This window comes from Mycobacteriales bacterium (assembly GCA_040902655.1).
In the GTDB taxonomy this organism is placed as follows: domain Bacteria; phylum Actinomycetota; class Actinomycetes; order Mycobacteriales; family SCTD01; genus SCTD01.
Map to the genome: position 1 here is coordinate 1 of JBBDWV010000009.1, position 23,405 is coordinate 23,405.

30 protein-coding genes are annotated in these 23,405 nt (G+C 71.2%); 16 read left to right on the plus strand and 14 right to left on the minus strand.

What is annotated here, in order from left to right; all coding sequences use genetic code 11:
* Nucleotides 1–110: 110 nt before the first annotated feature.
* Both nhaA and WD794_02320 read right to left on the minus strand, forming a co-directional pair.
* The gene (nhaA, locus tag WD794_02315) at nt 111–1,484 is read right to left on the minus strand and encodes a Na+/H+ antiporter NhaA (protein MEX2289146.1); all 1,374 of its coding nucleotides are present in this window, start codon (nt 1,482–1,484) and stop codon (nt 111–113) included.
* Nucleotides 1,481–2,002 carry a thioredoxin domain-containing protein gene (locus tag WD794_02320; GenBank protein MEX2289147.1) on the minus strand — a complete coding sequence of 174 codons (522 nt, stop codon included), beginning with the start codon at nt 2,000–2,002 and terminating at the stop codon, nt 1,481–1,483. Before WD794_02320 ends, nhaA begins: the two co-directional genes overlap by 4 nt.
* Nucleotides 2,003–2,232: 230 nt before the next feature.
* On the opposite strand from WD794_02320, the gene WD794_02325 reads away from it, so the two are divergent.
* Nucleotides 2,233–3,582, plus strand: a complete 1,350-nt coding sequence (locus WD794_02325; protein ID MEX2289148.1) for an NAD(P)/FAD-dependent oxidoreductase — start codon at nt 2,233–2,235, stop codon at nt 3,580–3,582.
* A gap of 72 nt (nt 3,583–3,654) precedes the next feature.
* Here the strand turns inward: WD794_02325 and WD794_02330 are convergent, their stop codons facing one another.
* Together WD794_02330 and WD794_02335 are read right to left on the minus strand one after the other, a co-directional pair.
* Complete coding sequence (locus tag WD794_02330; protein MEX2289149.1) at nt 3,655–3,936, minus strand: DUF427 domain-containing protein; 282 nt, start codon at nt 3,934–3,936, stop codon at nt 3,655–3,657.
* Between the two features lie 40 nt (nt 3,937–3,976).
* Nucleotides 3,977–4,663, minus strand: coding sequence for a haloacid dehalogenase type II (locus tag WD794_02335; protein MEX2289150.1), 687 nt, complete (start codon nt 4,661–4,663; stop codon nt 3,977–3,979).
* A 218-nt stretch (nt 4,664–4,881) separates the two neighbouring features.
* Between WD794_02335 and WD794_02340 the strand changes: the two genes are divergently transcribed.
* Complete coding sequence (locus WD794_02340; GenBank protein ID MEX2289151.1) at nt 4,882–5,370, plus strand: carbonic anhydrase; 489 nt, start codon at nt 4,882–4,884, stop codon at nt 5,368–5,370.
* 27 nt (nt 5,371–5,397) lie between these two features.
* Here WD794_02340 and WD794_02345 read toward each other — a convergent pair whose 3' ends face one another.
* The 5 genes from WD794_02345 to WD794_02365 all read right to left on the minus strand — a co-directional run bounded on the left by WD794_02345 (nt 5,398) and on the right by WD794_02365 (nt 9,220).
* A complete protein-coding gene (locus WD794_02345) occupies nt 5,398–6,048 on the minus strand; it encodes a DsbA family oxidoreductase (GenBank protein MEX2289152.1) in 651 nt (216 codons plus the stop codon).
* A 30-nt stretch (nt 6,049–6,078) separates the two neighbouring features.
* Entirely contained in the window at nt 6,079–6,624 is a 546-nt protein-coding gene (locus WD794_02350) for a hypothetical protein (GenBank protein ID MEX2289153.1), read from the minus strand.
* A gap of 80 nt (nt 6,625–6,704) precedes the next feature.
* A complete protein-coding gene (locus tag WD794_02355) occupies nt 6,705–7,853 on the minus strand; it encodes a DUF3179 domain-containing protein (GenBank protein MEX2289154.1) in 1,149 nt (382 codons plus the stop codon).
* A gap of 8 nt (nt 7,854–7,861) precedes the next feature.
* Complete coding sequence (locus tag WD794_02360) at nt 7,862–8,611, minus strand: cytochrome c biogenesis protein CcdA (protein ID MEX2289155.1); 750 nt, start codon at nt 8,609–8,611, stop codon at nt 7,862–7,864.
* Entirely contained in the window at nt 8,612–9,220 is a 609-nt protein-coding gene (locus WD794_02365; protein MEX2289156.1) for a TlpA disulfide reductase family protein, read from the minus strand.
* A 238-nt stretch (nt 9,221–9,458) separates the two neighbouring features.
* Between WD794_02365 and WD794_02370 the strand changes: the two genes are divergently transcribed.
* From WD794_02370 to WD794_02405, 8 genes are all read left to right on the plus strand, one after another.
* Nucleotides 9,459–9,977, plus strand: a complete 519-nt coding sequence (locus WD794_02370) for an RNA polymerase sigma factor (GenBank protein ID MEX2289157.1) — start codon at nt 9,459–9,461, stop codon at nt 9,975–9,977.
* Nucleotides 9,974–10,696, plus strand: a complete 723-nt coding sequence (locus WD794_02375; GenBank protein ID MEX2289158.1) for a hypothetical protein — start codon at nt 9,974–9,976, stop codon at nt 10,694–10,696. The genes WD794_02370 and WD794_02375 overlap by 4 nt, the downstream gene beginning before the upstream one ends.
* On the plus strand, nt 10,693–10,950 hold the full coding sequence (locus tag WD794_02380) for a hypothetical protein (GenBank protein ID MEX2289159.1): 258 nt from the start codon (nt 10,693–10,695) through the stop codon (nt 10,948–10,950). The genes WD794_02375 and WD794_02380 overlap by 4 nt, the downstream gene beginning before the upstream one ends.
* A gap of 153 nt (nt 10,951–11,103) precedes the next feature.
* The gene (locus WD794_02385; GenBank protein ID MEX2289160.1) at nt 11,104–12,288 is read left to right on the plus strand and encodes a zinc-dependent alcohol dehydrogenase; all 1,185 of its coding nucleotides are present in this window, start codon (nt 11,104–11,106) and stop codon (nt 12,286–12,288) included.
* The gene (locus tag WD794_02390) at nt 12,285–13,253 is read left to right on the plus strand and encodes an SDR family oxidoreductase (protein ID MEX2289161.1); all 969 of its coding nucleotides are present in this window, start codon (nt 12,285–12,287) and stop codon (nt 13,251–13,253) included. The genes WD794_02385 and WD794_02390 overlap by 4 nt, the downstream gene beginning before the upstream one ends.
* Before the next feature lie 48 nt (nt 13,254–13,301).
* A complete protein-coding gene (locus WD794_02395) occupies nt 13,302–13,775 on the plus strand; it encodes a hypothetical protein (protein MEX2289162.1) in 474 nt (157 codons plus the stop codon).
* Between the two features lies 1 nt (nt 13,776).
* Complete coding sequence (locus tag WD794_02400; GenBank protein MEX2289163.1) at nt 13,777–14,160, plus strand: DUF1622 domain-containing protein; 384 nt, start codon at nt 13,777–13,779, stop codon at nt 14,158–14,160.
* A 124-nt stretch (nt 14,161–14,284) separates the two neighbouring features.
* Nucleotides 14,285–15,262 carry an isochorismatase family protein gene (locus tag WD794_02405; GenBank protein MEX2289164.1) on the plus strand — a complete coding sequence of 326 codons (978 nt, stop codon included), beginning with the start codon at nt 14,285–14,287 and terminating at the stop codon, nt 15,260–15,262.
* Nucleotides 15,263–15,354: 92 nt separating this feature from the next.
* Here WD794_02405 and WD794_02410 read toward each other — a convergent pair whose 3' ends face one another.
* A complete protein-coding gene (locus WD794_02410) occupies nt 15,355–15,990 on the minus strand; it encodes a Crp/Fnr family transcriptional regulator (protein ID MEX2289165.1) in 636 nt (211 codons plus the stop codon).
* A 246-nt stretch (nt 15,991–16,236) separates the two neighbouring features.
* Here WD794_02410 and WD794_02415 point away from each other — a divergent pair, with 246 nt between their 5' ends.
* On the plus strand, nt 16,237–16,818 hold the full coding sequence (locus WD794_02415; protein ID MEX2289166.1) for a hypothetical protein: 582 nt from the start codon (nt 16,237–16,239) through the stop codon (nt 16,816–16,818).
* 86 nt (nt 16,819–16,904) lie between these two features.
* On the opposite strand, the gene WD794_02420 is transcribed toward WD794_02415, so the two are convergent.
* Nucleotides 16,905–17,444: a carboxymuconolactone decarboxylase family protein gene (locus tag WD794_02420; protein ID MEX2289167.1), complete on the minus strand. Its 540-nt coding sequence runs from the start codon at nt 17,442–17,444 to the stop codon at nt 16,905–16,907.
* 217 nt (nt 17,445–17,661) lie between these two features.
* Nucleotides 17,662–17,919 carry a histidine phosphatase family protein gene (locus tag WD794_02425; GenBank protein ID MEX2289168.1) on the minus strand — a complete coding sequence of 86 codons (258 nt, stop codon included), beginning with the start codon at nt 17,917–17,919 and terminating at the stop codon, nt 17,662–17,664.
* A gap of 116 nt (nt 17,920–18,035) precedes the next feature.
* Between WD794_02425 and WD794_02430 the strand changes: the two genes are divergently transcribed.
* The 5 genes from WD794_02430 (at nt 18,036) to WD794_02450 (ending at nt 20,945) form a co-directional block, all read left to right on the plus strand.
* A complete protein-coding gene (locus tag WD794_02430) occupies nt 18,036–18,752 on the plus strand; it encodes a Crp/Fnr family transcriptional regulator (protein ID MEX2289169.1) in 717 nt (238 codons plus the stop codon).
* 91 nt (nt 18,753–18,843) lie between these two features.
* On the plus strand, nt 18,844–19,242 hold the full coding sequence (locus WD794_02435) for a thioredoxin domain-containing protein (protein MEX2289170.1): 399 nt from the start codon (nt 18,844–18,846) through the stop codon (nt 19,240–19,242).
* 119 nt (nt 19,243–19,361) lie between these two features.
* The gene (locus WD794_02440; GenBank protein ID MEX2289171.1) at nt 19,362–19,607 is read left to right on the plus strand and encodes a mycoredoxin; all 246 of its coding nucleotides are present in this window, start codon (nt 19,362–19,364) and stop codon (nt 19,605–19,607) included.
* Nucleotides 19,604–20,647: a thioredoxin-disulfide reductase gene (gene trxB, locus WD794_02445; protein MEX2289172.1), complete on the plus strand. Its 1,044-nt coding sequence runs from the start codon at nt 19,604–19,606 to the stop codon at nt 20,645–20,647. Before WD794_02440 ends, trxB begins: the two co-directional genes overlap by 4 nt.
* A 10-nt stretch (nt 20,648–20,657) precedes the next feature.
* Complete coding sequence (locus tag WD794_02450; GenBank protein ID MEX2289173.1) at nt 20,658–20,945, plus strand: hypothetical protein; 288 nt, start codon at nt 20,658–20,660, stop codon at nt 20,943–20,945.
* A 9-nt stretch (nt 20,946–20,954) separates the two neighbouring features.
* Here the strand turns inward: WD794_02450 and WD794_02455 are convergent, their stop codons facing one another.
* Nucleotides 20,955–22,397, minus strand: coding sequence for an FAD-dependent oxidoreductase (locus WD794_02455; protein ID MEX2289174.1), 1,443 nt, complete (start codon nt 22,395–22,397; stop codon nt 20,955–20,957).
* Nucleotides 22,394–23,347 (minus strand): NADP-dependent phosphogluconate dehydrogenase, encoded by a 954-nt coding sequence (locus WD794_02460; protein ID MEX2289175.1) that lies wholly within the window; start codon nt 23,345–23,347, stop codon nt 22,394–22,396. Before WD794_02460 ends, WD794_02455 begins: the two co-directional genes overlap by 4 nt.
* Nucleotides 23,348–23,405 lie beyond the last annotated feature (58 nt).

Below are 23,405 nucleotides of genomic sequence, written 5' to 3' on the forward strand. Positions count from 1 at the left end.
ATCTTCATCGGCGTGTCGCCCGCGAGGCGAAGGTTGCCGGCAGCGGCACTAGGTCGCTGCGCGCCGCGTCCGCCTGCCGTGGCCGGCGCCTGCCAGTCCCGCCGCCTGCGCTACTCGGGATCGGCGATGTCCTGTGGTGGAGGGAGCGACAGCGTCGCGTCCTGAGGCAGGCACAGGCCGCCGCGGGCGGACAGGAACCGGAAGATCCCGAGGGCGAGCAGGGCGGCCAGGGCGGAGCCGGCCAGAATGCCGATCTTCGCCTGCTGCTGCAGGGCCGGGTCCTCGAAGGCCAGGTCGGTGACGAACAGCGCGATGGTGAAGCCGATCCCTGCCACCGCGCCGACGCCACTCAGTTGACCCCACCGGACCCCGCCGACGAAGGTCGTGGCCGGCAGCCGCAGGGCCAGCCAGGTCCCTGCCACCACACCGAGCAGCTTGCCGACCACCAGGCCGAGCACGATGGCCCAGGCCAGCCGGCCACTCACGGCGTCCCGCAGAGCTTCGGTGTCCAGGGCGACGCCGGCGTTGGCCAACGCGAACAGCGGCACGACGGCGAAGCTCACGACCGGGTGCAGTCGCAGCGTCAGCCGCTCGTTGGCCGACAGCGATCCGGTCAGGGTGCGCACCACCTCGCGGGCGCGCTGCGGAGACGGCGCGGTGAGGAACCGCCGGCCGAGCGCCTGGGTCTGCGCGAGCGCGTCCTCGCGGGGTGGGTAGGCGGCAAAGAGCAGGCCGAGCGCGACCCCCGCCACGGTGGGGTGCACGCCCGACGCATAGGTGGCCAGCCACAACGCGATGGCCAAGACCACGTACGGCGCCGGGTTCTGCAGGCCGAAACGGCGTGCTGCGGCGACGGCGACGAGGAGCCCCCCGGCGAGCGTCAGCGGCAGCACCTCGAGGTCGTCGGTGTAGAAGACGGCGATCACACCGATGGCGGCGATGTCGTCGACGATCGCCAGCGCCAGCAGGAAGATCCGCAGCCGGTTGGGGCAGCGCGGGCCGACCAGCGCCAGCACACCGAGCGCGAAGGCGGTGTCGGTGGAGATGGCGATCCCCCAGCCGCGGGCGGCGTCGCCGCTCGTGCCGACCACCGCGAGGAACAGCGCTGCCGGCAGGACCAGCCCGCCCAGAGCAGCCAGAGCGGGCGCCGTGACGGCGCGCCGGTCCCGGTACTCGCCGATGGACATCTCGCGCGCGATCTCCAGCCCGACGAGCAGGAAGAACAGCGCCATGAGCAGGTCGTTCACCCAGTGCCGCAGCGACTCGGTCAGCGCGGAGTCGCCGAGCTGCAGGGACAGTGGCGTCTCCCAGAAGTGCTCGTAGCTGCCGGACCACGGGCTGTTCGCCCAGGCCAGGGCGACCACGGTCGCGACCAGCAGCAGCACGGCTCCGCCGGCCTCGGTGTGCAGGTAGCGGCGGGCGGCGGCGGTCACGCCCTGCGGCTGCGGCCGGAGACCGGCAGCGTTGTCAGCGGCAGTCGTCACGGCGCCGCCGCACGGTCCACCGCGCCGAGCAACTGAGGAAGCGTCGGCGTACGGAGCAGGCGGAGCTCGTCGACGAACAGGCCCGGCGTCCCCTGCACACCGCTGTCGACCCCACTCCGGAAGTCCTCCCGGACCTTGGCGTCGTGCTCCTCGCTGGCCGGGCGCAGCAGTTCGGCAGGATCCAGGCCCAGTTCCGACGCGTGGTGGGCCAGGACGCGGCGGCCGAGGCGGGCCGGCTCGGACAGCAACCGGTCGTGCAGCTCCCAGAACCGTCCGTGCTGCCCGGCAGCCTCCAGCGCCAAGGCGGCGGAGTAGGCGTGCGGGTGCTCCTGCACCAGCGGAAAGTGCCGATACACCAGTCGCACCGCAGGCCGCTGCGCCAGCACCTCCCGCAGCACCGGCTCCAACCGGCGGCAGTACGGACACTCGACGTCGGCGTACTCCACCAGGGTCACGGCGGCCTCCGCGGCGCCCCGCACGTGGTCGCGCGGTCCGACCGGAAGCGACAAGTAGGTCATCGGGAGGCTCCTGCCCCTGTCGGAGGCGGCCCTACCGCTCCCGGCCGGCGGATCAGGCGGCTGTGGTGCAAGCCCACCGACACGGGTGGCCGGGCGTCACCGTTTGTCCCCCAGCCGCCCGGGTAGGCGCGGAACATCCGGAAACCCGGATACTCAGGCGCTGCCTCGAACCCACCGCGTCAGCGGTCACGAGCTCGCCGCCCCACCCTTGACGGCGACAGGAGATCTGCATGAGCGAGCCCTTCGACGCGATCGTGATCGGCATGGGACCAGGTGGTGAGGTCGCTGCGAGCAAGCTCCTGCGGGCAGGCAAGCAGATCGCGATCGTCGAGCGTGAACTCATCGGCGGCGAGTGCGGCTACTGGGCCTGCATCCCGAGCAAGACGCTGCTGCGACCTCCGGAGGCCAGGACCGGGGTCGCTCGCGCCGAGGGCGTCGGCGGCGCGACCCTCGACTGGCCGTCCACCCGCGACTACCGCGACTACATGATCCGCGACCTCGACGACAGCAATCAGGTCAAGGGGTACGAGAAGTCCGGCGCGACCGTGGTGAAGGGCGCCGCCCGGGTGACCGGCCAGGGACAGGTGGACGTCGACGGGCGAACGCTGACAGCCGACCACATCATCGTCGCGACGGGCTCCGAGGCGTTCGTCCCGCCGATCGACGGTCTGGACAGCGTCCCGGTCTGGACCAACCGCGAGGCGACGACGCTCGAGGAGATTCCCCGGCGCGCGGTGCTGATCGGCGGAAGCGCGGTCGGTGTGGAGCTCGGGCTGTTCCTCGCCCGCTACGGCGCGCAGGTCACCATCCTGGAGCGCTCCGGCCGGCTGCTGTCACGCGAGGACCCCCGGCCCGGCGAGCTGACCGAGCAGTACCTGCGCGAGGAAGGCATCGACGTCCGCACCGGCACCAGCGCCGTGCGCGCCCACAAGGACGGCGCCGACACCGTGGTGGAACTCGACAGCGGGGACGAGGTGCGCTGCGACGTCATCATCGTCGGGACCGGCCGGACCCCCCGGGCCGGTGACCTCGGGCTGGAGTCGGTCGGCATCGAGCTCGGGAAACGCGGCGAGGTGGTCGTGGACGACCACTGCCGGGCGGGCGAGGGTGTGTGGGCGCTCGGTGACGTCACCGGCGTCATGCCGTTCACCCATGTCGCGATGTACATGGCGCGAGTGATCGTCGACAACATCACCGGCAGGGACCGCACCGCCCGCTACGGAGGCGTTCCGCGGGTGGTCTTCTCCGACCCGGAGGTCGCGGCCGTCGGCCTGACCAGCGAGCAGGCGCAGCAGCAGGGCCTCAGCACGGCCAGCGCAGAGGTGGATCTCGCGAAGGCGATCGCGCGACCGTGGACCTATGAGAACAACCCGCGCGGACACCTCGGCGTGCTCGCCGACACCGACCGGCGCACCCTCGTCGGCGCCTGGGCCGTCGGGCCGCAGGCCAGCGAGTGGATCCACACCGCGGCCCTCGCCGTCCGCGAGCAGATCCCCATCGAGCGCCTGCTCGATCAGGTCGCCCAGTTCCCGACGTACAACGAGGGCTGGCTGCAGGGCCTCGAGCGGCTCGAACTCTGAATCCTGCTGGAGGCCCACCCGAGGCGGCGACAGCATCCCGAGAGAGCATCCTGGCGGATCAGGATGGTGCTGCTAACTGACCTCGACACCCTTCCAGAACGCGACATGACCGGCGATGTTCTCGGCCGCCTCGCTCGGCTCCGGGTAGTGCCAGGCAGCGTCGGCATTGGTGTGGCCACCGACCTCCAGGCTGAAGTAACTGGCGACGCCCTTCCACGGGCAGCGACTCTGCGTGCTGCTGTCGCGCAGCACGTCCTCACGCACGGACGCGCGGGGGAAGTAGTGGTTGCCCTCGACGACGATGGTGTCACCGCTGTCGGCGATGACCTCGCCGTTCCACACTGCCTGAACCATCGTGTACTCCCTCCGGGCGCCCTGATGCCGCCGACCGGCGTCAGGCGGTCGAGCCGTCGGCGAGCTGCCGGGCCAGGTCGTCGATCCCGGAGACGGTGCGCGTCGGCGGGGTGAAGTGCGGTGGGTACGGCGTGCCGCTGCGGTCGGCCCAGGCCGTCTGCAACCCGGCGCGGGCGGCCCCGTCGATGTCCCACGGGTGGACCGCGACGAGGAGCATGTCGCCGAGCTCGACCTGGCACTGCTGAGCGGCGTGCTCGTACGCCGCGCGCACCGGCTTCCAGGCGACGGCGTCCTCCACCGTGAGCAGCCGCTCGAAGGACTCCCGCAGGCCGGCAGTGCTCAGCAAGGTGTCCGCGACGGCGGCCGATCCGTTGCTCAAGGTGACCAGCCGCAGGCCGGCGTCCGTCAGCGCCCGGACGCCGGGGGGGACGTCGGGGTGCACCTGCAGAGCGGTGAACCCCTGCATCACGTGCTCGACTGCGGCGTCGGTGTCCCTGTCGGGCGGCTGGCCGGCGAACACGGTGCGCAGCGCGCCGTCGGCGATGGCCGCGAAAGGAGCCCGACTGCCCGCGGCGGCCAGGGCGAAGCCGTCCCGCAGGACGCTGGCGAACCAGACGGCGGCGAGCTGCGGAGGGAGCCCGAGGTCCGTAAACCGGTCGGCCATCGGGCGCATGTCGGAGAGCGTCTCGTTGACGTCGAACACCACCACGCTCGGACGATCTGTCATCTCACCAGCCTGAACCTGTCCGGGCCCACCCAAACCGCCACAGGCCGTTTCGCGTGCGCGGGCGGATGTCCACGATCGGCCCGTCTTCCGACGAGCCGTGCCATCTTGGCCATCTCGGTGACTGTCGGAGCCGTAGCTCAGGCAGGAACTGATAGGGAGGAACATTCACGACGTCGCCCCGACACACGTCCCGACCACCCCAGGAGCACGAGGTACCCATGTCGATCACCGACGAGTTGCTCGCCAACAACGCCGAGTACGCGAAGTCCTTCAACGGGCCGCTGCCGCTGCCGCCCGCCAAGCACGTGGCGGTCCTGGCCTGCATGGACGCCCGGCTCAATCCGTACGGCCTACTGGGGCTGGCCGAGGGTGACGCCCACGTCATCCGCAACGCCGGCGGAGTCGTGACCGCCGACGAGATCCGCTCGCTGACGATCAGTCAGCGGCTGCTGGGCACCACCGAGATCGTCCTCATCCATCACACCGACTGCGGGATGCTGACCTTCACTGACGACGAGTTCCGGCGCCAGCTCCAGCAAGAGGTCGGCATCAAGCCGGACTGGGCACCCGAAGCCTTCCCCGACCTCGAGGAGGACGTGCGGCAGTCGAAAGCGCGCCTGCAGGCGAGCCCGTTCCTCCTCCACAAGCAGTCCATCCGCGGTTTCGTCTTCGATGTGGCCACAGGAAAGCTGACGGAAGTCAGCTGATCATTTCCGCGGCCTGCGGTGACGCGCTCAGAGGGACCGGTCGGCACGCTGCAGCCAGGCTCGCCGGAGGGTGGTCAGCATGTTCTGGGAGCTCTGCGCTCCGGGGATGACGAAGCGGCCGTCGAGAAGGAACGTGGGGACCGACGTGACCTCCCGGCGTCCCGCCTCGGCCTCGTCCGCACGGACCTGCTCGGCGTAGGCGTCGGTGGACAGCATGCGCAGCACGGCGACTTCGTCGAGCCCCGCCTCCGCAGCGAGCCGGTGCAGCGTCGCATGGTCGCTGAGCAGGGCTCCCTCGGCCAGGAAGGCGCCCATCAGCCGACGGTTCAGGTCGTCCTGCAGCGCTTGTTCCTTGGCCAGGTGCAGCAAGCGGTGGGCGTCGAAGGTGTTCGCCGACCGCGCCAGGTCGAACCGGGCCTGGATCCCCGCCTGCTCCGCGGCCGCGCTCAGCCGCCCGACCATCGACTTGCCACCGGCGGCGCTCGTGCCGTACCTCGCTGCCAGCAGCACGTCGTAGGCGCCCTCGCGCGCCGGCGGAGCGCCCGGGTCCAGCTCGAAGCTGCGCCAGACGATCTCGACCTCGTCCGCGTGCTCGAAGCCGCTCAGCGCCTTCTCGAGATGGGCCTTGCCGACCGCGCACCAGGGGCACACGACGTCGGACCAGATGTCGATCCTCATCGGATGTCAGGCACGTCGTGAGCGAGCCCCTCAGCCGTTGCGGGCGGGGCGGAGTTCGTAGGCCCCCCACAGGGCGAGCAGCGCGGCGTAGACCCACGTCTGGCCGGCGAACGGGCTGACCCTCTGCTGCTCGAGGAGCGCGAAGACGCCGAACAGCAGCACCGGCATCGCCACGCTCATGGCGCTGATCGAGAAGCCGCGGATCTGCGTGAGAAGGGCGGCCAGGACGCCACCGAGACCGAGCGCCATCACCGCGAGGGCGAGGAACTGGAAGCTGTCGGGCATCCGGCCGTCACGCAGCCAGAGCGCGGCGGCCAGGCCGACGCTGGTGACGACGAACCCCGGCCCCCACAGCGTCCCGCGGCTGCGTCCTGCGGCGGCAGCCGCCAGATAGGTCAAGCCCGTGAGGGCCGGGAACCAGTAGAACGGGATCGTCTCGGTCTCGACGAGCGCCACGATGAGCAGCGCGCCGACGATGAGCGCGATACCGCGCGCCCGGCGGGCGCTGACGTCGTCGTCGGCGCATGCCGTGTCGGCGGTGCCGCTGGTGGTCCCGGTCGCGCTGCTGGCGTACATCATGGTTCTCCTGTCGAGTCGGCCGCCTGGTGGCGGTCACTTCTGTTCGAACACGGCGGGGCCGTGGTTGATTGCGCGGGCTACTGGGTGACGACTTCCGTGTCCGGCTGAAAGGCGGCCCAGGCGAACCAGAAGGCGTCCTGGTGCGGCAGGGGGGTCAGCCGCCTACCCTCCAAGGGACCGTCGACCGCGAGCCCGGCGAGCGTCCACCGGCTGCCCGTCTCCCGATCGGTGAACGCGACCCGGCCGGCCGGGCGGAAGGTGAGGGAGCGCCCGTCGAGGCGAGGGTCGTACACCCCCGTGCTGCCGACGTCCCGCCCCTCGCGGACATCCGCCTTCTCCAGCGGCGACGCACTACCGGGCGCCCACAGGACCACCAGCGGCTGCTGCCCCACCGTGAAGTTGACCACCCGGTGACGGCGCAGCACGTCGTACGACCATGCCTTCGACTGGCCGTCGAAGGACACACCTGCGACGCGGACGAACGCCGGGAGACGCTCATCCACCTCACCGCGGAACAGGAAGGGCTTACCGGAGACGTCGTAGCCGTCGTACGGGTTCACTGTCTGCTCGAGTTCGTTCTCCGAGGCGAGGACCACCTCGACGTCCGGGTGCGCAGCGCGAGCCTCACGCCACGGCAGCAGCGACGAGGCGACCACGGTGAGCTCGGCGCCGAGCAGCGGCCCGAGCACGGCCTGGCCCAGCGGCTGCGGCCAGAGCGACTGCGTGCGCCGGTCGAACATGACCAGCGCGGAGCGGTACAGCGCGCCGCTGACGCCGAACACCTCCGCCTGCCCGTGGACGCGCCGGTCGAAGGCGATGCCGGTGTTGCACAGCGGGCACCACGTGACCGCGACCGGGAGCCCGCCCACCACGTCGTTGGCGATCTCGTGCCGGATCAGGGAGCGGACCGGGTAGGCACGGGCCTGCCCCGCGTGCTCGACGAGCATCACCTGCTCCGTCTCGACAAGGATCGAGTCCGCACGCTTCCGGTCGATCACGAACGGCTCGTCGATCGAGGGGATGCCGTCGTAGCTGGCGGCGTCGACGAGCTCGCTCGGGTCGATGAGCGGCTCGCCGTCGGTGGCCAGCAGGGCGATTGCCGCGATGTCGCTGCGGACCTCCCCGCTCCCGGGGCGGTCCTCAGCGAGCTGCCCCGTCGGTGGGCTGCTGCAGGCGGTGACTGCGGCGGCGACGGCGACGACCGAAGCGAGCAGGCGCACGTTCATGCGTTCTCCTACAGGGCGGGGGTGAAGCCGGAGACGGTCGGCTGAAGGGCGAGCAGGACGCGGTCCCACAGGCCGGTGACGAGCAGCACCCCGACGAGCACCAGCACGGCGCCACCGGCGCGCTCGAGCCGGAGGCTGTGCCGGCGCAGCCGGGTCAGGACACCGGTGCCCCGGTCGAGCAGACCACCGATGACGATGAACGGGATGCCGAGACCGAGCGCGTAGGCGAACGCGAGGGTGGCGCCGCGCGCCGGCGATGCTCCGCCGTCCGCGGCGGTGAGGGTGAGGATCGCGGCCAGCGTCGGCCCGATGCAGGGCGTCCAGCCGGCGGCGAAGACCAGACCCAGGGGGAACGCCCCGAGCAGGCCCCCGCGGCGCACCCGCGACAGGGCCCGGGCCTCCTGCTCCAAGACCGCCGGACGCAGCACGCCGAGCAGGAAAAGCCCCATCGCGATGACCAGGATCCCGCCGAGCGCCCCCACGAGCTGTCGGTGCTCCGCGACAGCGCGGCCGAGCCCGCCGAATGCCCCGCCGAGCACCGTGAAGAACACCGCGAAGCCCAGGACGAACAGCACGCTCGCCAGCAGGACCGTTCCCCGGCCGCGGCCGCCTGAGCTGCGGGCGCCGGACAGGCCCGAGGCGAACGCCAGGTAGCCGGGCACGAGCGGCAGCACGCACGGCGAGGCGAAGCTCACGACGCCCGCCGCCGCACTGACGGCGATGGCGACGGTCAGCGGCGCCCCGGCGGCGTCGACCATCTAGACCTGCACGTCCAGCGACGCCGCGATCTCGTCGAGGAGCAGCTGCTCGGTCAGCAGGCCGTTGTGCACCTTGCGTACGACACCGTCTGCGCTGACGAAGACCGTGATGGGCAGGCCGCCGGTGCTGTTGAACTGGCGCAACAACTCGTCCTGAGGGTCGGGCAGTGTCGGATAGGTGATGCCGGCCCGCTCGATCATCCGGGCTTGCGCCGCGTCGGTGTCGTTGCTCTGCGGGTTGATTCCGAGCACCTGCACGCGGCCGTCGAGCCGCTCCGCGACGCGCTGGAAGTCAGGCAGCTCCCGATCGCAGACCGTGCACCAGGAGGCATAGAAGTTGAGCACCACCGGCGTGCCCCTCAGCGCCTCGGAGTCGATCGTGCCGCCGGCGAACGTCCCGCCACGGAAGTCCAGGACCTGGGAGTCGCGGTCGTACGACACCGACAGCGTGCCGCTGCCCGGCCCCCCGCTGGTGGTGACCAGCGCAGTGACCACCGCCAGCGCCAGGCCGAAAGCGACCGCGACCGCAACGACCGGTGGACGCCGCGTGGGTGTGCTGCGGGACGTGCCGCGGCCGCGAGCGGTGGCGGTGCCAGACGACGTGCTCATGGTCTCTCCCGGGTGTGGACTCATCCCTCCGGACGCGGCGGGTCGAGTCGTGATTGCGCCGAGCCTGCCCTGGGTTCTGCGCGCTGCCGGCGTGCACGGCATCCCTGGCTGCCGTTGCTGTGCGGGCAGTCCCTGCGACGGCGGAGACTGTGGTCGAACGCGGCGCCTGCAATCAACCGGGACGTTCCCGCGTCCTCACCGGATGTGGCGTGGCAGCCCCAGACGAGGGAGGTGGGCAATGGACGACCGCGAATTTCTCGAGGCGTTCACCGAGCACCTCGACCGGCTGCACAACCTCGCCCGAGGCCTGACCAGCAGCCGCCAGGACGCCGAGGATCTGGTGTCGGAGACGTGCCTGCTGGCGCTGCGCGGGTGGCGACGACGCGCCCCCGATGATCCCGCTGCATGGTTCGCGACGATCTGCCTGAATGCCGCCCGGTCGTCCTACCGCCGCAGCGCAGCGCGGCCGGTCGAGATCGCGGCCGAGGACTGGCTGCTGGCGCAGGCGGACGAGCGAGCCGACACCGCACGCTCGGCGCTGGCGTCGGTCGAGGCGACGCGGGTGCGTGAGGCGCTGGCCCGGCTGCCGGCACCGCAGCGCGAAGCAATCACGATGATGGACCTCGCGGGGTACACCGCCGCGCAGACGGCGACGATCGTGGGTGCGCCGCGCGGAACCGTGCTGGCCCGTGTGCACCGGGGTCGCAAGGTGCTGGCCCGAATACTGACCGGAGACAGGGAAGGGGGCGGCACGTGAGGAGACACGACCCGGAGCGCGACGCTGCCCGCTTCCTCGGCGCCGCGATGTCGGTGCAGGAGCGTGCGGAGTTCTCCGCACATCTGCTCAGCTGCGCCGACTGCTGGAGCGAGGTGCGCGAGGCGCGGCGTGGCCGGACGCTGGTCGAGTCGACGAGGACGGCAGCACCTGCCTCACTGCGCGACCACGTGCGGGGGCTGGTCGAGTCCGAGTCGCTCGACACCTCGGACATGCCCTCGTCCCCTTGGTCGCAGAGGCGATGGCTGGCGCCCCTCGCCGTGCCCGTGGCCGCCGTGGCCGCAGTCGCTCTGATCCTGTCCCTCGGCGGCGGGACGAGCGAGCCACCCTCCCTCCGGCAGGCCGTCGCGGACTTCTCCGCCAAGCAGCTGCCGGGCGTACAGCTGCCGCAGCAGGCGGCCCCGGACCTGTCGCAGCTCGACCTCCAGCCGGTCGGTGCGGGCGGCGGCAGGTACGCCGGGCTGGACGTCGACGGCTACGCCTACCGCGACCCGGCCGGCCGCCGCGTCGTGCTCTACCTCTCCGACCAGCCGTTCCCCGAGGCGCCCGGAGCGCAGCGGCTCGCGGGCGAGGACGGCCCGTGGATCGTCCAGCGCGGTGATGTGATCGTGCTGTGCGCACGCCTGCCGCATGCGCTGCTCGTGGTGGGACAGGACGACCGCCTGGTCCGCAGCACGGCCAGCGCGCTGGGTGTGCTGTGAGCCGGGGCCCTGCTGCGGCCGCCACCGAGCAGCTGCCCCAGCCCACGGACCTGGAGCGCTGGGTGGGCGAGGGCGGGTGGTTCGTCGAACTGCTCCTGCCCAGCACCGACGCAGGTGTCGCGGCGCAGGCCGTGGTCGTCGCGTTCGTGTTCGCTCTGCTGCTCGTGCCCGCACGCCGGCTCCAGCTGGTCCAGCTCTGGGCGGGGGGGCTGGCCTTCACCGTCGGGCTGTTCATGCTGCGCGCCAGCCACTGACGGGGCCCTGCGGCGTTGTTTGGTCATCCAGGTGACCGAGTACGTCCGCCACCAGGTGGAACGGGGTAATGCCGGACGCAGACGGTCGACGGCGTGCGACCTGCGCAGCAGCGTCCGCCCGGGCGGCCCACCCGATGGGACGTGGAGGTCGAGATGAAGGCACTGACCTGGCAGGGCACCGGAAAGGTGTCGGTCGAACAGGCTCCGGATCCGCAGATCCAGGAGCCGACAGATGCGGTGGTACGCATGACGTCGACGGCGATCTGCGGGTCGGACCTGCACCTGTACGACGTGCTCGGTATGTACCTGACGCCGGGCGACATCATCGGCCACGAACCGATGGGCATCGTGGAGGAGGTCGGCTCCGACGTCACGCACGTCAAGCCGGGCGACCGGGTGGTGATCCCGTTCAACATCTCCTGCGGGCGTTGCTGGATGTGCACCCGCGGCTTCATGGCGCAGTGCGAGACGACCCAGGTGCGCGAACAGGGCAAAGGCGCGGCGCTGTTCGGCTACACCAGCCTCTACGGCGCGGTGCCGGGGGGGCAGGCGGAGTACCTGCGGGTGCCGCAGGCCCACTTCGGGCCGATCAAGGTCCCGGCAGAGCACCCGGACGAGCGCTGGCTGTTCCTGTCCGACATCCTGCCCACAGCCTGGCAGTCGGTGAAGTACGCCGACATCGAGCAGGGCAGCACCTGCGCGGTCATCGGGCTCGGCCCAGTGGGGCAGTTCGCCGCAAGGATCGCCCGCTACCTGGGCGCCGAGACGGTGATCGGCGTCGACCGCGTGCCCGAGCGGCTGGAGATGGCCCGCCGGCACGGCATCACGGTGCTCGACGAGGCTACGGTCGATGACATCCCCGGTGCGATCTTCGACCTGACTGGCGGGCGCGGTGCGGATGGGGTGGTCGACGCGGTCGGTATGGAGGCGCACGGCACGCCGATCCAGGCGGCGATGCAGACCGCGGCCGGCAAACTCCCCGGGCCGGTGGCGCGCAAGGCCGCCGAGACCTTCGGCGTCGACCGGATGGCGGCGATGCGGACGGCGTTCAAGAGCGTGCGACGAGCCGGCAGCGTCTCTCTGATCGGCGTGTACGGCGGCCAGGCCGACCCGATGCCGATGATGGACCTGTTCGACAAGGGCATCACGATGCGGATGGGCCAGGCGCACGTGAAGCGTTGGATCGACCAGATCCTCCCGGCTCTGCAGGACGACACCGACCCGCTGGGGACCGAGGACCTCACCACGCACCCGCTGCCGCTGGAGCAGGCGCCGCACGGCTACGAGATCTTCAAGAAGAAGCAGGACGGCTGCATCAAGGTCGTGCTCAAGCCATGAGGCGGGGTGTCGAGCTGGCCGGAGCCGCCGTCGTCGTCACCGGTGCCTCCAGCGGCATCGGCCGGGCCGCGGCTCGACGCTTCGCGGAGAAGGGCGCCGACGTCGTGCTGGCCGCGCGCGGCGGCGCCTCTCTGGAGCAGGCAGCCCAGGAGTGCCGTTCCAGGGGGGTGCGCGCATTCGTCGTGCCCACTGACGTCACCGACGGCGACGCCGTCCAAGCGCTCGCCGACCGGACGGTCCAGGAACTGGGACGCGTCGACGTCTGGGTCAACGACGCCGCGGTGATGGCCTACGGTTCGATCGGCGAGGTCCCTTTCGAGGTCCAGCGGCGGATCATCGAGACCAATCTGTTGGGCACCATGTGCGGCGCACGCGCCGCCCTGCCGTTACTCAAGGCACAGGGCCGCGGCGTGATCATCAATGTCGCCTCGCTGTACGCGAAGATGACCTCTCCGTACGTCAGCGCCTACGCCACCAGCAAGTTCGGTGTCCTGGGCTTCTCCGAGGTGCTGCGCCAAGAGCTCCAGAGCGACCGGCACCTGCACGTCTGCACGATCCTGCCTGGGTCCATCGACACGCCGATCTTCCGGCACGCCGCGAACTACACCGGGCGGAGCATCCGCCCGGTGCCGCCGGTCGCCGCGCCCGAGCGGGTCGCCCGCGCCATCGTGCACTGCGCCCGGCGGCCGCGGCGCGAGGTCACCGTCGGGCAGCTGCACCACGTCGCCTCCTGGGGGCACGCGCTGCTGCCCCGCACCTACGGCGTGCTGGCGCCGAAGGCCATGCGGCTCGCCGCCCTCGGCAACGACCCGCAGCCGCACGACGACGGCAACGTCTTCACCCCGCAGCCGGAGCTGGATGCCCTCCGAGGGGGCTGGCGCAACCAGCCCGCGCGGGCCGCCGTCGGGGCAGGTGCTGTCGCGGGCGTCGCCATCGCGGCGATCGCTGCCCGCCGCCGCGGCTGAGCGGGCTCTGGACGGGGCAGCCCGAACCGACGAGTGAAGGAGAACGATATGCACAGCACGCTGCGACTGGCGCTGTGGGGAGCGGCGGCCGGCGCCGCTGGGACGACCGCCCTCAACGGCCTGACCTACGTGGACATGGCTGTCCGCGGCCGACCCGCGAGCAGCACGCCCGAGACCACCGTCGAGAAGCTGTCCGAAGTGGCGCACGTGCCGATTCCGGGGGACGAGGACAGCCGTGAGAACCGGGTGTCAGGCCTCGGTCCCCTGAGCGGCCTGCTGGCTGGAGTGGGCATCGGCGCGGTGCTCGGCGTGCTGCGTGCCGCCGGCTGGCGACCGGGTGCTCGCGTGAGCACGGCCGTGGCCACCCTGGGGGCGATGGTCGGCACGAGCGGGCCGATGACCCTGCTCGGCGTCACCGACCCACGGACGTGGCCCGCGTCATCCTGGATCGTCGACATCGTGCCGCACCTGGGCTACGGAGCCGTGACGGCCGTCGTGCTCGAGCGGCTGGACCAGGACTGAGGTGCATCGCGACGGTTTCGCCGGCGTGGCGGAGAAGCTCGGGTTGGCCATCGAGATGCTGGGAGTGGCAGCCATCGCCGCCAGCGTCGTGCTTGCGGCCCTTGTCTTCCTCACCCGCAGCGTCCGCCCACAGACGCGAGACCGGGCCTACGGCGACACCCGGCGCTGCCTGGGGCGTGGAATCCTGCTCGGCCTCGAGCTGCTGGTCGCCGGCGACATCGTGCGCACTGTGGCGGTGGATCCGACGTTCCGCTCGATCGGGGTGCTCGGGCTCATCGTGCTCATCCGCACCTTCCTGTCCTTCGCACTGGAGGTGGAGCTGAACGGCAGGTGGCCCTGGCAGCAGGCGCCTGACCGGGCGTCCCCAGGTCGGCACCCTGGGTGACCGTCAACTCGGCCACCTGGGTTGCCCACTCGGTGCCGCGACGAGAAGGCACGGGAAGGCACCGGTCGCTCATGAACCAAGTCACAGCCGGTGTCACAGCCGCGCACGTCGAGAGGACAGAGCCTTGAGCGATACCCTGCAGTCCCCCTACGAGGTCCACTTCGACCCGGCGCGCACCGCGCTGCTCATCATCGATCCGGTGAACGACTTCCTGCACGAGGAGGGGGCGGCATGGGAGCTCACCAAATCGACGGTGAAGAAGAACGACGTCGTGGCCACGCTCGCGCGCCTGGCCGACGGCGCGCGCGCCGCTGGTGTCCCCGTGCTGTTCGGGCCGATGGCGTACACCCAGGAGGATTATGCCGACCAGGAGCTGCAACGGCGATCGGGAATCAACCGGATCATGTTCGAAAAGAAGATGTTCCTGGCCGGGAGCTTCGGCGCCGATTTCCACGAGGACATCCAGCCGCAGCCCGGTGACGTGGTCCTGGAGCCGCACAAGGGCACCGACGTCCTGCAGACCGACCTCGAGCAGCACCTCGACCGGCTCGGGACGACCCACCTGGTGCTGGCGGGCATGACGGCCAACCTGTGCGTCGAGTCCACCGGCCGGCACGCCAGCGAGCTCGGCTATGACGTGACGTTCCTGTCCGATGCCGTGGGCTCCGAGAGCCTGCCGTCGTACGAGGCCGCGATCCACCTGAACTACCCGCTGATCGGCAACGCCGTCCTCGAGGTGGACGACTTCCTGGCCGCCATCGGCACGGCGGCGGACGGGGAAGCGGTGCGCATCGGTGACGAGGTGCACGGCTCCGACCGCGGCAAGATCGGCACGGTCGACGAGGTCGTGCTGCCGCAGGGTGAGGCACCCGGGTACTTCTCGGTGCCGCGCGGGCTGCTCGACAAGGACACCTACATCCCGTTGGACGCGGTGACGCACCGGGCTGAGGATCGGGTCTACGTCAACGTCCCCAAGCTGGTCGTGGGCAAGATGCCGTGGAGCGAGCGTCCGACGGCCGAGGAGGCTCGAGCCAAGCTCGGTCCTCCTGCTGCTGACGTGAGCGCGCTGTACCGCAGTCAAGCCCCCACCGGCCCGCGCTGAGGTCGGCCTGACGGCAGGTCGCGGCACCGGCGGTCACGGCAGTGGCTGGCGTCCCATGGCCTGTCGGAGTGCAGCCTCGTCCTCGAGAAGGGTCACGCCGTAACGGGTCGAGACGAGCCCGCGGTCGCGCAGCTGGGCAAGACCCGGGTCACGGACTGGCGGCGAGCTCCGAGCAGGTGCGCCATGGTCAGGTGGCTCAGGTGGACGACGCGGTGCTGGTCACCCTCGGCCTCCGCCTGATCCAGCAGCAGGTACGCGACCTGGGCGATCAGCGGCCGGGACGTCACGACGACGAGCCGGGGACGGTCCTGATCCAGACGTCGGGCGATCGAGCTCATCCAGCGCGTCGACAGGGACGCCGACGACTGCAGCAGCTCGACCCATTGCTGCCGCGACAGCGCCACCATCTCCGTGTCTCGGCTCGCGACGGCGTCGAAGGGCATGCGTCTGCGCAGCAGCAGGGGGATGTCGAGGATGACCCCTCCGGTGCGCACCACCGCAACGGTGGTGCGGCCGGTGGGCAGGCGGGCCATCAGCTCCAGCTCCCCGTCCGTCACGAACTGGACGTGCGTGGCCGGCGATCCGGCCGCCGCCACGACCGTCCCGGCGTCGACGTCACGCACGGTGCCGAGCTCGCGCAGCACTGCCAGCTCATGCCGGGTCAGCAGACCGTGGTTGTCGCACGTCGAGGACTGGCTGAACCACTCGGCGGGCGACCCGACGGCCATTCCGTCCTCCATCGATAGGACGTCATCGAGCATGCGGCAGCCACAGCAGATGCCGATGCTGTCGGCATCCTGGGCTGCCGTACCGCCTTGCCCCGCTGCAAAGGGCTCGGAGTGCCTGCGCAAGGTGGCATCTCACGCTCGGCAACCTGCGTGGCCATGCGAATCCGCAGACGTGGTCGTTGGGCTTCTCTTGTCTTCCAGGACACGACGGAGTGCCAGAGGAGGCGCAGGATGACAAGCAGTTCTGTGAGAACAGACCGGCTCGGACGTTGGACGCTCATCGGGTTGATCGGCGGGCTGCTCGGCAGCGTCCTGATGATCCTGTACGCGATGGTGGTCAGCCTCGCCTACAAGGACGTCGGCTTCTTCACGCCGCTGTACCACATCGGATCCGCCTTCGCCGAGCCTGCCGCGATCATGGCGTCGATGGAGGCGGCCATGGGTGGCGACGGCTTCTACCTCGAAGCAGGTGCGGCAACCTTCGGCTTGTTCGTGCACCTGCTGACCGGCGCCGGAGTCGGCGCGCTGTTCGGGGCCCTTGTCTCGCTCGCGTCCCCGAACCGCATGATGACGGTGCTCGCCGGTGCCGTGTACGGGATGATCGTGATGCTTGGCAACGCGTATGTCGGCCTGCCGATCGTCGCGGAGATCTTCGGCGGCGGGGAGCCGATCGCCGACATGCCGTCGATGGCCGGGTGGGGCACGTTCTTGGTTGAGCATCTGATCTTCGGCGTCGTGCTCGGCCTCGTGGTCGCGACCTGGGCCACCAGGTCCACGCCCCGGCGCACCCACGCGGCGCGGGACTCCTCGGTCGGGTCCTCCGTATAGCGGCGACGGTCCGTCGCGGTCGTTCCCTCTGCCGCGTCAGCAGGCCCGGGCAGCTGATGCCGCCCGAGCCTGCTGAGTACGCGCGGCTAGAGCGCGGGGGCGGCCGGCAGATCGAGGTCGGTCTGCACCGAATGGTTGAAGATGTTGGTGAAGTAGTTCAGCGCGACGTGCACCGTCGACTCGGCGAGTTCGGTGTCGGACCAGCCGGCGTCCAGTGCGGCCTGCCAGCTGGCGTCCTGGACCTGGCCGACGTTGCTGATCTGCTCCCGGACCACCGTCAGCAGCGCCTGCAGCTTCGGGTCACTGCTGGTGCCGCGGCGGATGTCCAGCGTCTCCTGCTCGGTCCAGCCGGCGGCCTTGCCGCCTGCCGTATGAGCGGCCGAGCAGTACGCGCACTGGTCGACTGCTGCGACCGTCAGCGCGATGGCCTCACGGGTCTTGCCGTCGAAGGTGCCCAGCTCTCCGATGCTGTGCTGCAGCGAGGCGTAGACGTCGAGGACGACGGGCGAGTGCGCCATCGCGCCGTGGATGTTGAGCACCTTGCCCATCTGCGCCTCGAGCGCCTTCAGGGTGTCGCGACTGGCCTCGGGGGCCGACGGGACGGTGTGGACGGGGACGCGGGTCATGGTTCTCCTTGGGGTCTGGTGCCGACAGGTGTGGTTGCGGCACGACTGAGGCAACCCGTCTCCAGCGAGTCGCCGTCCCCGACGGCAACCCAGGAGACAGAGCTGGCGCGCGCCTATCGAGCCGATCCTGCCTGCTGCCTGCTGCCGGGCCACGTCCCGCCGGGGCAGCCCGCTCCGTCCGCGGTGTGCAGAGGCGGCTTCACGGGTCGACGGCCCGTCAGGCACGCAGGTGTGTGGTGTCGTTCCAGGTCGCGATGACGGGTGTCTCCCGCTTCCAGCCGAGTCGGCTGATGCTCGCGGTGCCGAACTCGAACAGCGGCCCGTCGGCGGCGGCGACGCCCACCCAGCGCAGCGACAGCGCTTGGAGGAGGTGACCGTGTCCGAAGACGAGCGTGTTCCCGCGGTCGGCGGCTCGCCCCTGCAGCTCACGCGGATCTGCACTGTGGTCAGCCCTTCGTCGTCGCCGTAGTCCCACTCCCTCAGCTGCTCACGCACCTCGGTGGCTGTGACGCGGTCACTGACTGGTGCGCGAGGTGCACCCGGCCGGCTGAGGTGCCGCCGCCGTCCCCGTGCGCTGGCAGTATGGGCCGCATGGCGACGAAGCTCGACCTCGGCCGATCACCTGCGACCGGCCGTTGGATCAGCCAGTCCTCGGCACAGGCCAACCTCGGTCTGCTGAAGCGCGGAGAGCTGGCGGAGCTCCGGACGTTCGGTACGGTGCGCTACGCGGACGCGGGCACCGTGGTGGCGGCGGCCGGCTCACCGGCCACGCACGTGCAGGTCGTGGCTGACGGCGAGCTGGAGCTGATGGCCCGGTTGATCGGCGGACGGGCGACCATGGCCGTCGTCCGCACCGGCGGCGTGATCATGGACATCCCGATGCTCCTCGGCAACCCGATGCCGTTCGACGCCGTCGCCAGTCGGGACACCGAGATGGTGGCGCTGTCCCGGCAGCGCTGGACGCAGCTGCTGAGCAGCTCGGCGTCGCTGTCGCTGCGGTGGATGACCTCGATCGCGCGGCGCCTCGATGACGACCGCCGGCGGCTGGTGGTCGTCACGAGCAAGCCGCTGATCGCGCAGGTCGCCTACCTGCTGCTCGACCTGGCGGAGACGGACCTGGACGGCCGGCCGGTCGCCCGGCTCAGCCACACCACGATGGCGCACCTGCTGGGGGCGCGCCGCCAGTCGGTGACCAGGGTCGTCGGCGAGCTCCGCGAGCGGGGCCTGGTCGAGACGAGCTACGGCTCCACCCTCATCCTCGACGCCAACGGCCTGCACGACGTGATGGGGCGCGATCCGCTGCCCTGAGCAGAGCGCGGTCGGCAACCTCTGTGACGCTCCGGCACCGGCCTGCACAGGTCGCGGGCAAGACTGGGCGACACCGACCTGGAGGAGAACCATGTGGGGCACACACCGCTCCCGTACACGCGAGCAGGAGCCCGAGCCGGCATCGGCGAGAACGCCGGAGCCGAGCCGCCATGTCCTCGTGATCGACGACGCCTCCTTCTTCGAGCGCACCGAAGGCGGCTACACCGTCGTCGACTTCTGGGCGGGCTGGTGCGCCCCCTGCCGTGGCTTCGCGCCGGTGTTCGCCTCCGTCGCTGCCGCCCACCGGGGGCCGGTGCGGTTCGGCAGCTGTGACGTCGACGCCAGCCCGCGGACCGCGGAGCTGCTGCAGATCCGGAGCATCCCGACCCTCGTGGTGTTCGGCCCCGACGGCAGCGAGGTCGGTCGCTCGGCCGGCGCCGTCTCGCGTGGCGACCTGGAGGCGACCGTCACCCAGCTGAGCACGCGGTGACCTGCGCACCGGCACCCGGACAGCCAGAAAGGTCACGCATGTTGCGGAGCAGGCACAGACCCGCTGCCGCAGCGTTGTCACCGTCTGACAACCGCTGACCGCCCGCTGAAGGAGCCCGCATGACCTCGACCCTCACCGTCTACAGCACCCCGTGGTGCGGCTACTGCCACCGGCTCATGAAGCAGCTGGACCGCCAGGGCATCGAGTACGCCTCGGTGGACATCGAGCGCGACGCCGCGGCGGCTGACTACGTGATGACCGTCAACGGCGGCAACCAGACGGTGCCGACGGTCGTCTTCGCGGACGGCACGGCGCTCACCAACCCCAGCCTCGCGCAGGTCACCGCCAAGCTGGTCGCAGCATGAGCGACTCGCAGGTGCGCAACGCGATCGTGGTGGGTTCTGGTCCGGCGGGGTACACGGCGGCGATCTACCTGGCGCGGGCGGCGTTGGAGCCGCTGGTCTTCGAGGGGTCGGTCGCCGCCGGTGGTGCGCTGATGAACACCACCGACGTGGAGAACTACCCCGGCTTCCCCGACGGTGTGCTGGGTCCGGAGCTGATGGACGACCTGCGCAAGCAGGCCGAGCGGTTCGGGGCCGAGCTGGTCACCGACGACGTCACCGAGCTGGACCTGACCGCCGACCCGAAGGTGGTCAAGGTCGGGAACACCACCTACCTGGCCAGGACGGTGGTGCTGGCGATGGGCTCGGCCTACCGCAACCTGGACGTGCCCGGGGAGTCCGAGCTGTCCGGCCGGGGGGTGTCGTGGTGCGCGACCTGCGACGGGTTCTTCTTCCGCGACCAGGACATCGTGGTCGTCGGCGGTGGTGACTCCGCGGTGGAGGAAGCCACCTTCCTGACCCGCTTCGCGCGCAGCGTGACGATGGTGCACCGCCGGGACAGCCTGCGCGCCAGCAAGATCATGCAGGAGCGGGCGTTCAGCAACGACAAGATCCGCTTCGAGTGGGACAGCGAGGTGCTCGAGGCGGTCGGCACCGCCAAGCTCGAGGCGGTCCGGCTGCGCAACCGCCGCACCGGCCAGGACAAGACCCTGGCCGCGACCGGGCTGTTCGTCGCGATCGGCCACGACCCGCGCTCGGAGCTGGTCAAGGGCCAGGTCGACCTGGACGACGAGGGCTACGTCGTGCTGCACGCCCTGCACTCCACCGCCACCAACCTGCCCGGCGTGTTCGCCGCCGGCGACCTGGTCGACTCCACCTACCGGCAGGCCGTCACCGCCGCCGGCACCGGCTGCGCCGCCGCGCTGGACGCCGAGCGCTACCTGGCCGCCCAGGAAGACACCCCACCCGCGCCCGCCGTCGGCTTCGACACCGCCGTCCCGGCCGAACCACCGGACCGCCCCCAGGTCAAGGGCGGCCAGGGCAGCCCCCCGGCCAGCGTCTAGCTGCCCTTGCATGGCTGTGGCCCGGCTCCGGCCCTGGACGCGCCCGCGCGAGGCGGCGTGGCTGCTGCTGTGCGGCGCCACGTTCCGGACGTGCGCGCCGATCGCGCTCGTGGTCGGCACCGTGCTCAGCCTGGTCAACCAGGGCGACCTGGTCGCCGCGGGGATGGCTGACGAGCGCGTGGCGTGGAAGATCGCAGCGAACCTGCTGATCCCCTTCCTGACGTCGAGTCTCGGCGCGCTGCTGGCCGTGCGGCAGCGAGCAGCGCGCTCCGACGCCGGGTGCACGGCGCGGCGGTGACCGGACGGGTCAGCTGCCAGGCCTGGCCGGGCGCCACCTCGAGCCGGCGAAGTCGCCGAAAAGCCGGGCGGCCGCCATCCGCAGCCCCAGCGCGTAGGTCGGGTACGGCGCGATCGTCTGTGCCAGCCGGGCCGCCAGCATGTCGGTGCGCATGGCGAGCGCCACCTGTGCGGCGAGCTCCCCGCCGGCCGGGCTCACGGCGGTGAAGCCGACGACGCGGTCCAGGACGTGCGCCCGCGCCAGCTTGCGGGGGCCGGCGATGAGCTTGAGGTAGCCGTCGGTGTGCCCGGAGGTCCGCGGCCGGTCCATCTCGTCCAGCCGTACGACGGCGACCCGGGCCCGCTCGCCGTACTGCTCGTACGCCTCCTGCTCGGTCAGGCCGACACGGCCGATCTCCGGGTCGGTGAAGGTGACCCACGGGACGACCCGGTCGTCGAACTCCCTCAACCCGCCCGCGAAGCCCGGGCGGAGCCGGCCGGAGGCGAAGGCGTTGCCGGCGGCGAGGCGACCCTGCTCGTCCCCCACGTGCGTGAACTGCAGGGGGGTGGTGCAGTCGCCCGCAGCGAAGATGTGCTCGGCCGAGGTGCGCAGGTGGGCGTCGGTCACGACCTGCTTCTGCTTGCCGAGGGTGACGCCGACCTCCTCCAGCTCCATGCCGCCCGTCGCCGGCCTGCGCCCCACGGCAACCAGCAGGTGGGAGCCGCTCACGGTCTGCCCGCCGGCGAGGTGCAGGGTGGGTCCGGCGGTGACCCGCTCGACGGCGTTGCCGATGCGGACGTCGACGCCGCTGCGCTCCAGCACCGTCGTCATCACCTCGGCGACCTCCGGCTCCTCCTTGGTGAGGATGCGCGGCAGTGCCTCGATCAGCGTCACCCGCGAGCCCAGCTGCGAGAAGGCCTGCGAGAGCTCGACGCCGATCGCGCCGCCACCCATGACGAGCAGGTGCTCCGGGCGCTCGGTGAGGTCGAACAAGGTCTTGTTGTCGAGGTGGGGGACCGTGTCCAGGCCCGGGATCGGCGGGATGGCCGCGTGCGCCCCCGTCGCGAGCACGAAGCGGGAGCCGGTGACCGCGCGGCCGTCCACGTCGACGGTGTGCGGGGAGGTGAAGCGGGCCCAGCCGTCCAGCAGGTCGATGCCCTCGGACGCCAGCCGGGCGGGGGACTCGTCCTGCTCGATCTGCTCGATGACGTCGTGGACGTGCCGCATCACCTTGGCGAAGTCGAGGTCTCCGACGGATCCGAGACCCCACTGCTGAGCCTCCCGGGCGCCGGACACCCGGTGGGCCAGATCGAGCAGGGTCTTGCTCGGCACACAGCCGTAGTGGGTGCAGTCGCCCCCGGGCCGCGCCTTCTCGACCAGCGCGACGCTCCTGCCGGCGTTGCGGGCGGCGCGCGCCGCGGCGAGGCCGGTCGCTCCCGCGCCGATCACCACCAGGTCGTAGCTGCTCGTCATCGTCGTCGCTCCTTCTCGTCGGCCCGGTGGATGGCGTGCCCGCCGTACTGGTTGCGCAGCAGCGCGACCGACTTCGCGGTCGGCCAGTCGAGGTCGCGGTAGGCCATCAGCATCTGCTGGGACATCCCGGTGACCGGCGTCGGGATGTCGTGCTCCATCGCCCAGTGGACGACCCACTTCACCTCGTCGGTGTCCTCCACGTAGGTGGAGATGCCCGCGGCCCGGGGTCCGACGTCGCTCTCCGGCCCGATTCCACCATGCGCCAGAGCGTTGCCCATCAGCTCGACCAGCCAGCTGCGGATCACACTGCCGTGGTTCCAGTGCTCGAACAGGCTCGGCAGGTCCAGCTCGTGGTCGAATCCCTTCAACATCTCGACGCCCTCGGCGATCGCCTGCACCATGCCGAACTCGATCGCGTTGTGCACCAGCTTGACGAAGTGTCCGGAGGGGGAGGGGCCGGCGTAGAACACGCCCTGCTCGTCGACGGCCAGGTCCCTCAGCAGCGGGGCGACGACGTCGAAGCCGGCCCGCGGGCCGCCGGCCATGAAGGCGGCTCCGGTCCAGCCCGGGGCCTCGGAGATGCCGCCGCTGGTTCCGATGTCCAGGAAGTGCAGGCCCTGCTCGGCCAGCTCGTCGTGCCGCCGGCGGGAGTCCTCCCAGAAGGAGTTGCCGCAGTCGGCGACGACGTCACCGCGCTCCAGCCCGGGCGCCAGCTGCGCGAGGTTGTCGTCGACCACCTGGCCGTGCGGTGCCCACATCAGCACGACCCGAGGCGCCTCCAGCCGAGCAGGCACGTCCGCGAGGTTGTCCACAGTGGAGATGCCGGCCTTCCCGGCCGCCTGCCGGGCCTCCTCGTCCGGGTCCCAGCCGACCACATCGTGGCCCTGCTCCACGGCCAGCTGGCCCAGGCTCAGACCCATCCGGCCCAGTCCCGCGATGGCAAATCTCATCGGCGCTCCTCTTCTGCTGCGGTCGGCATCGTGGCCCATGCCTACCCACCGCACCCTC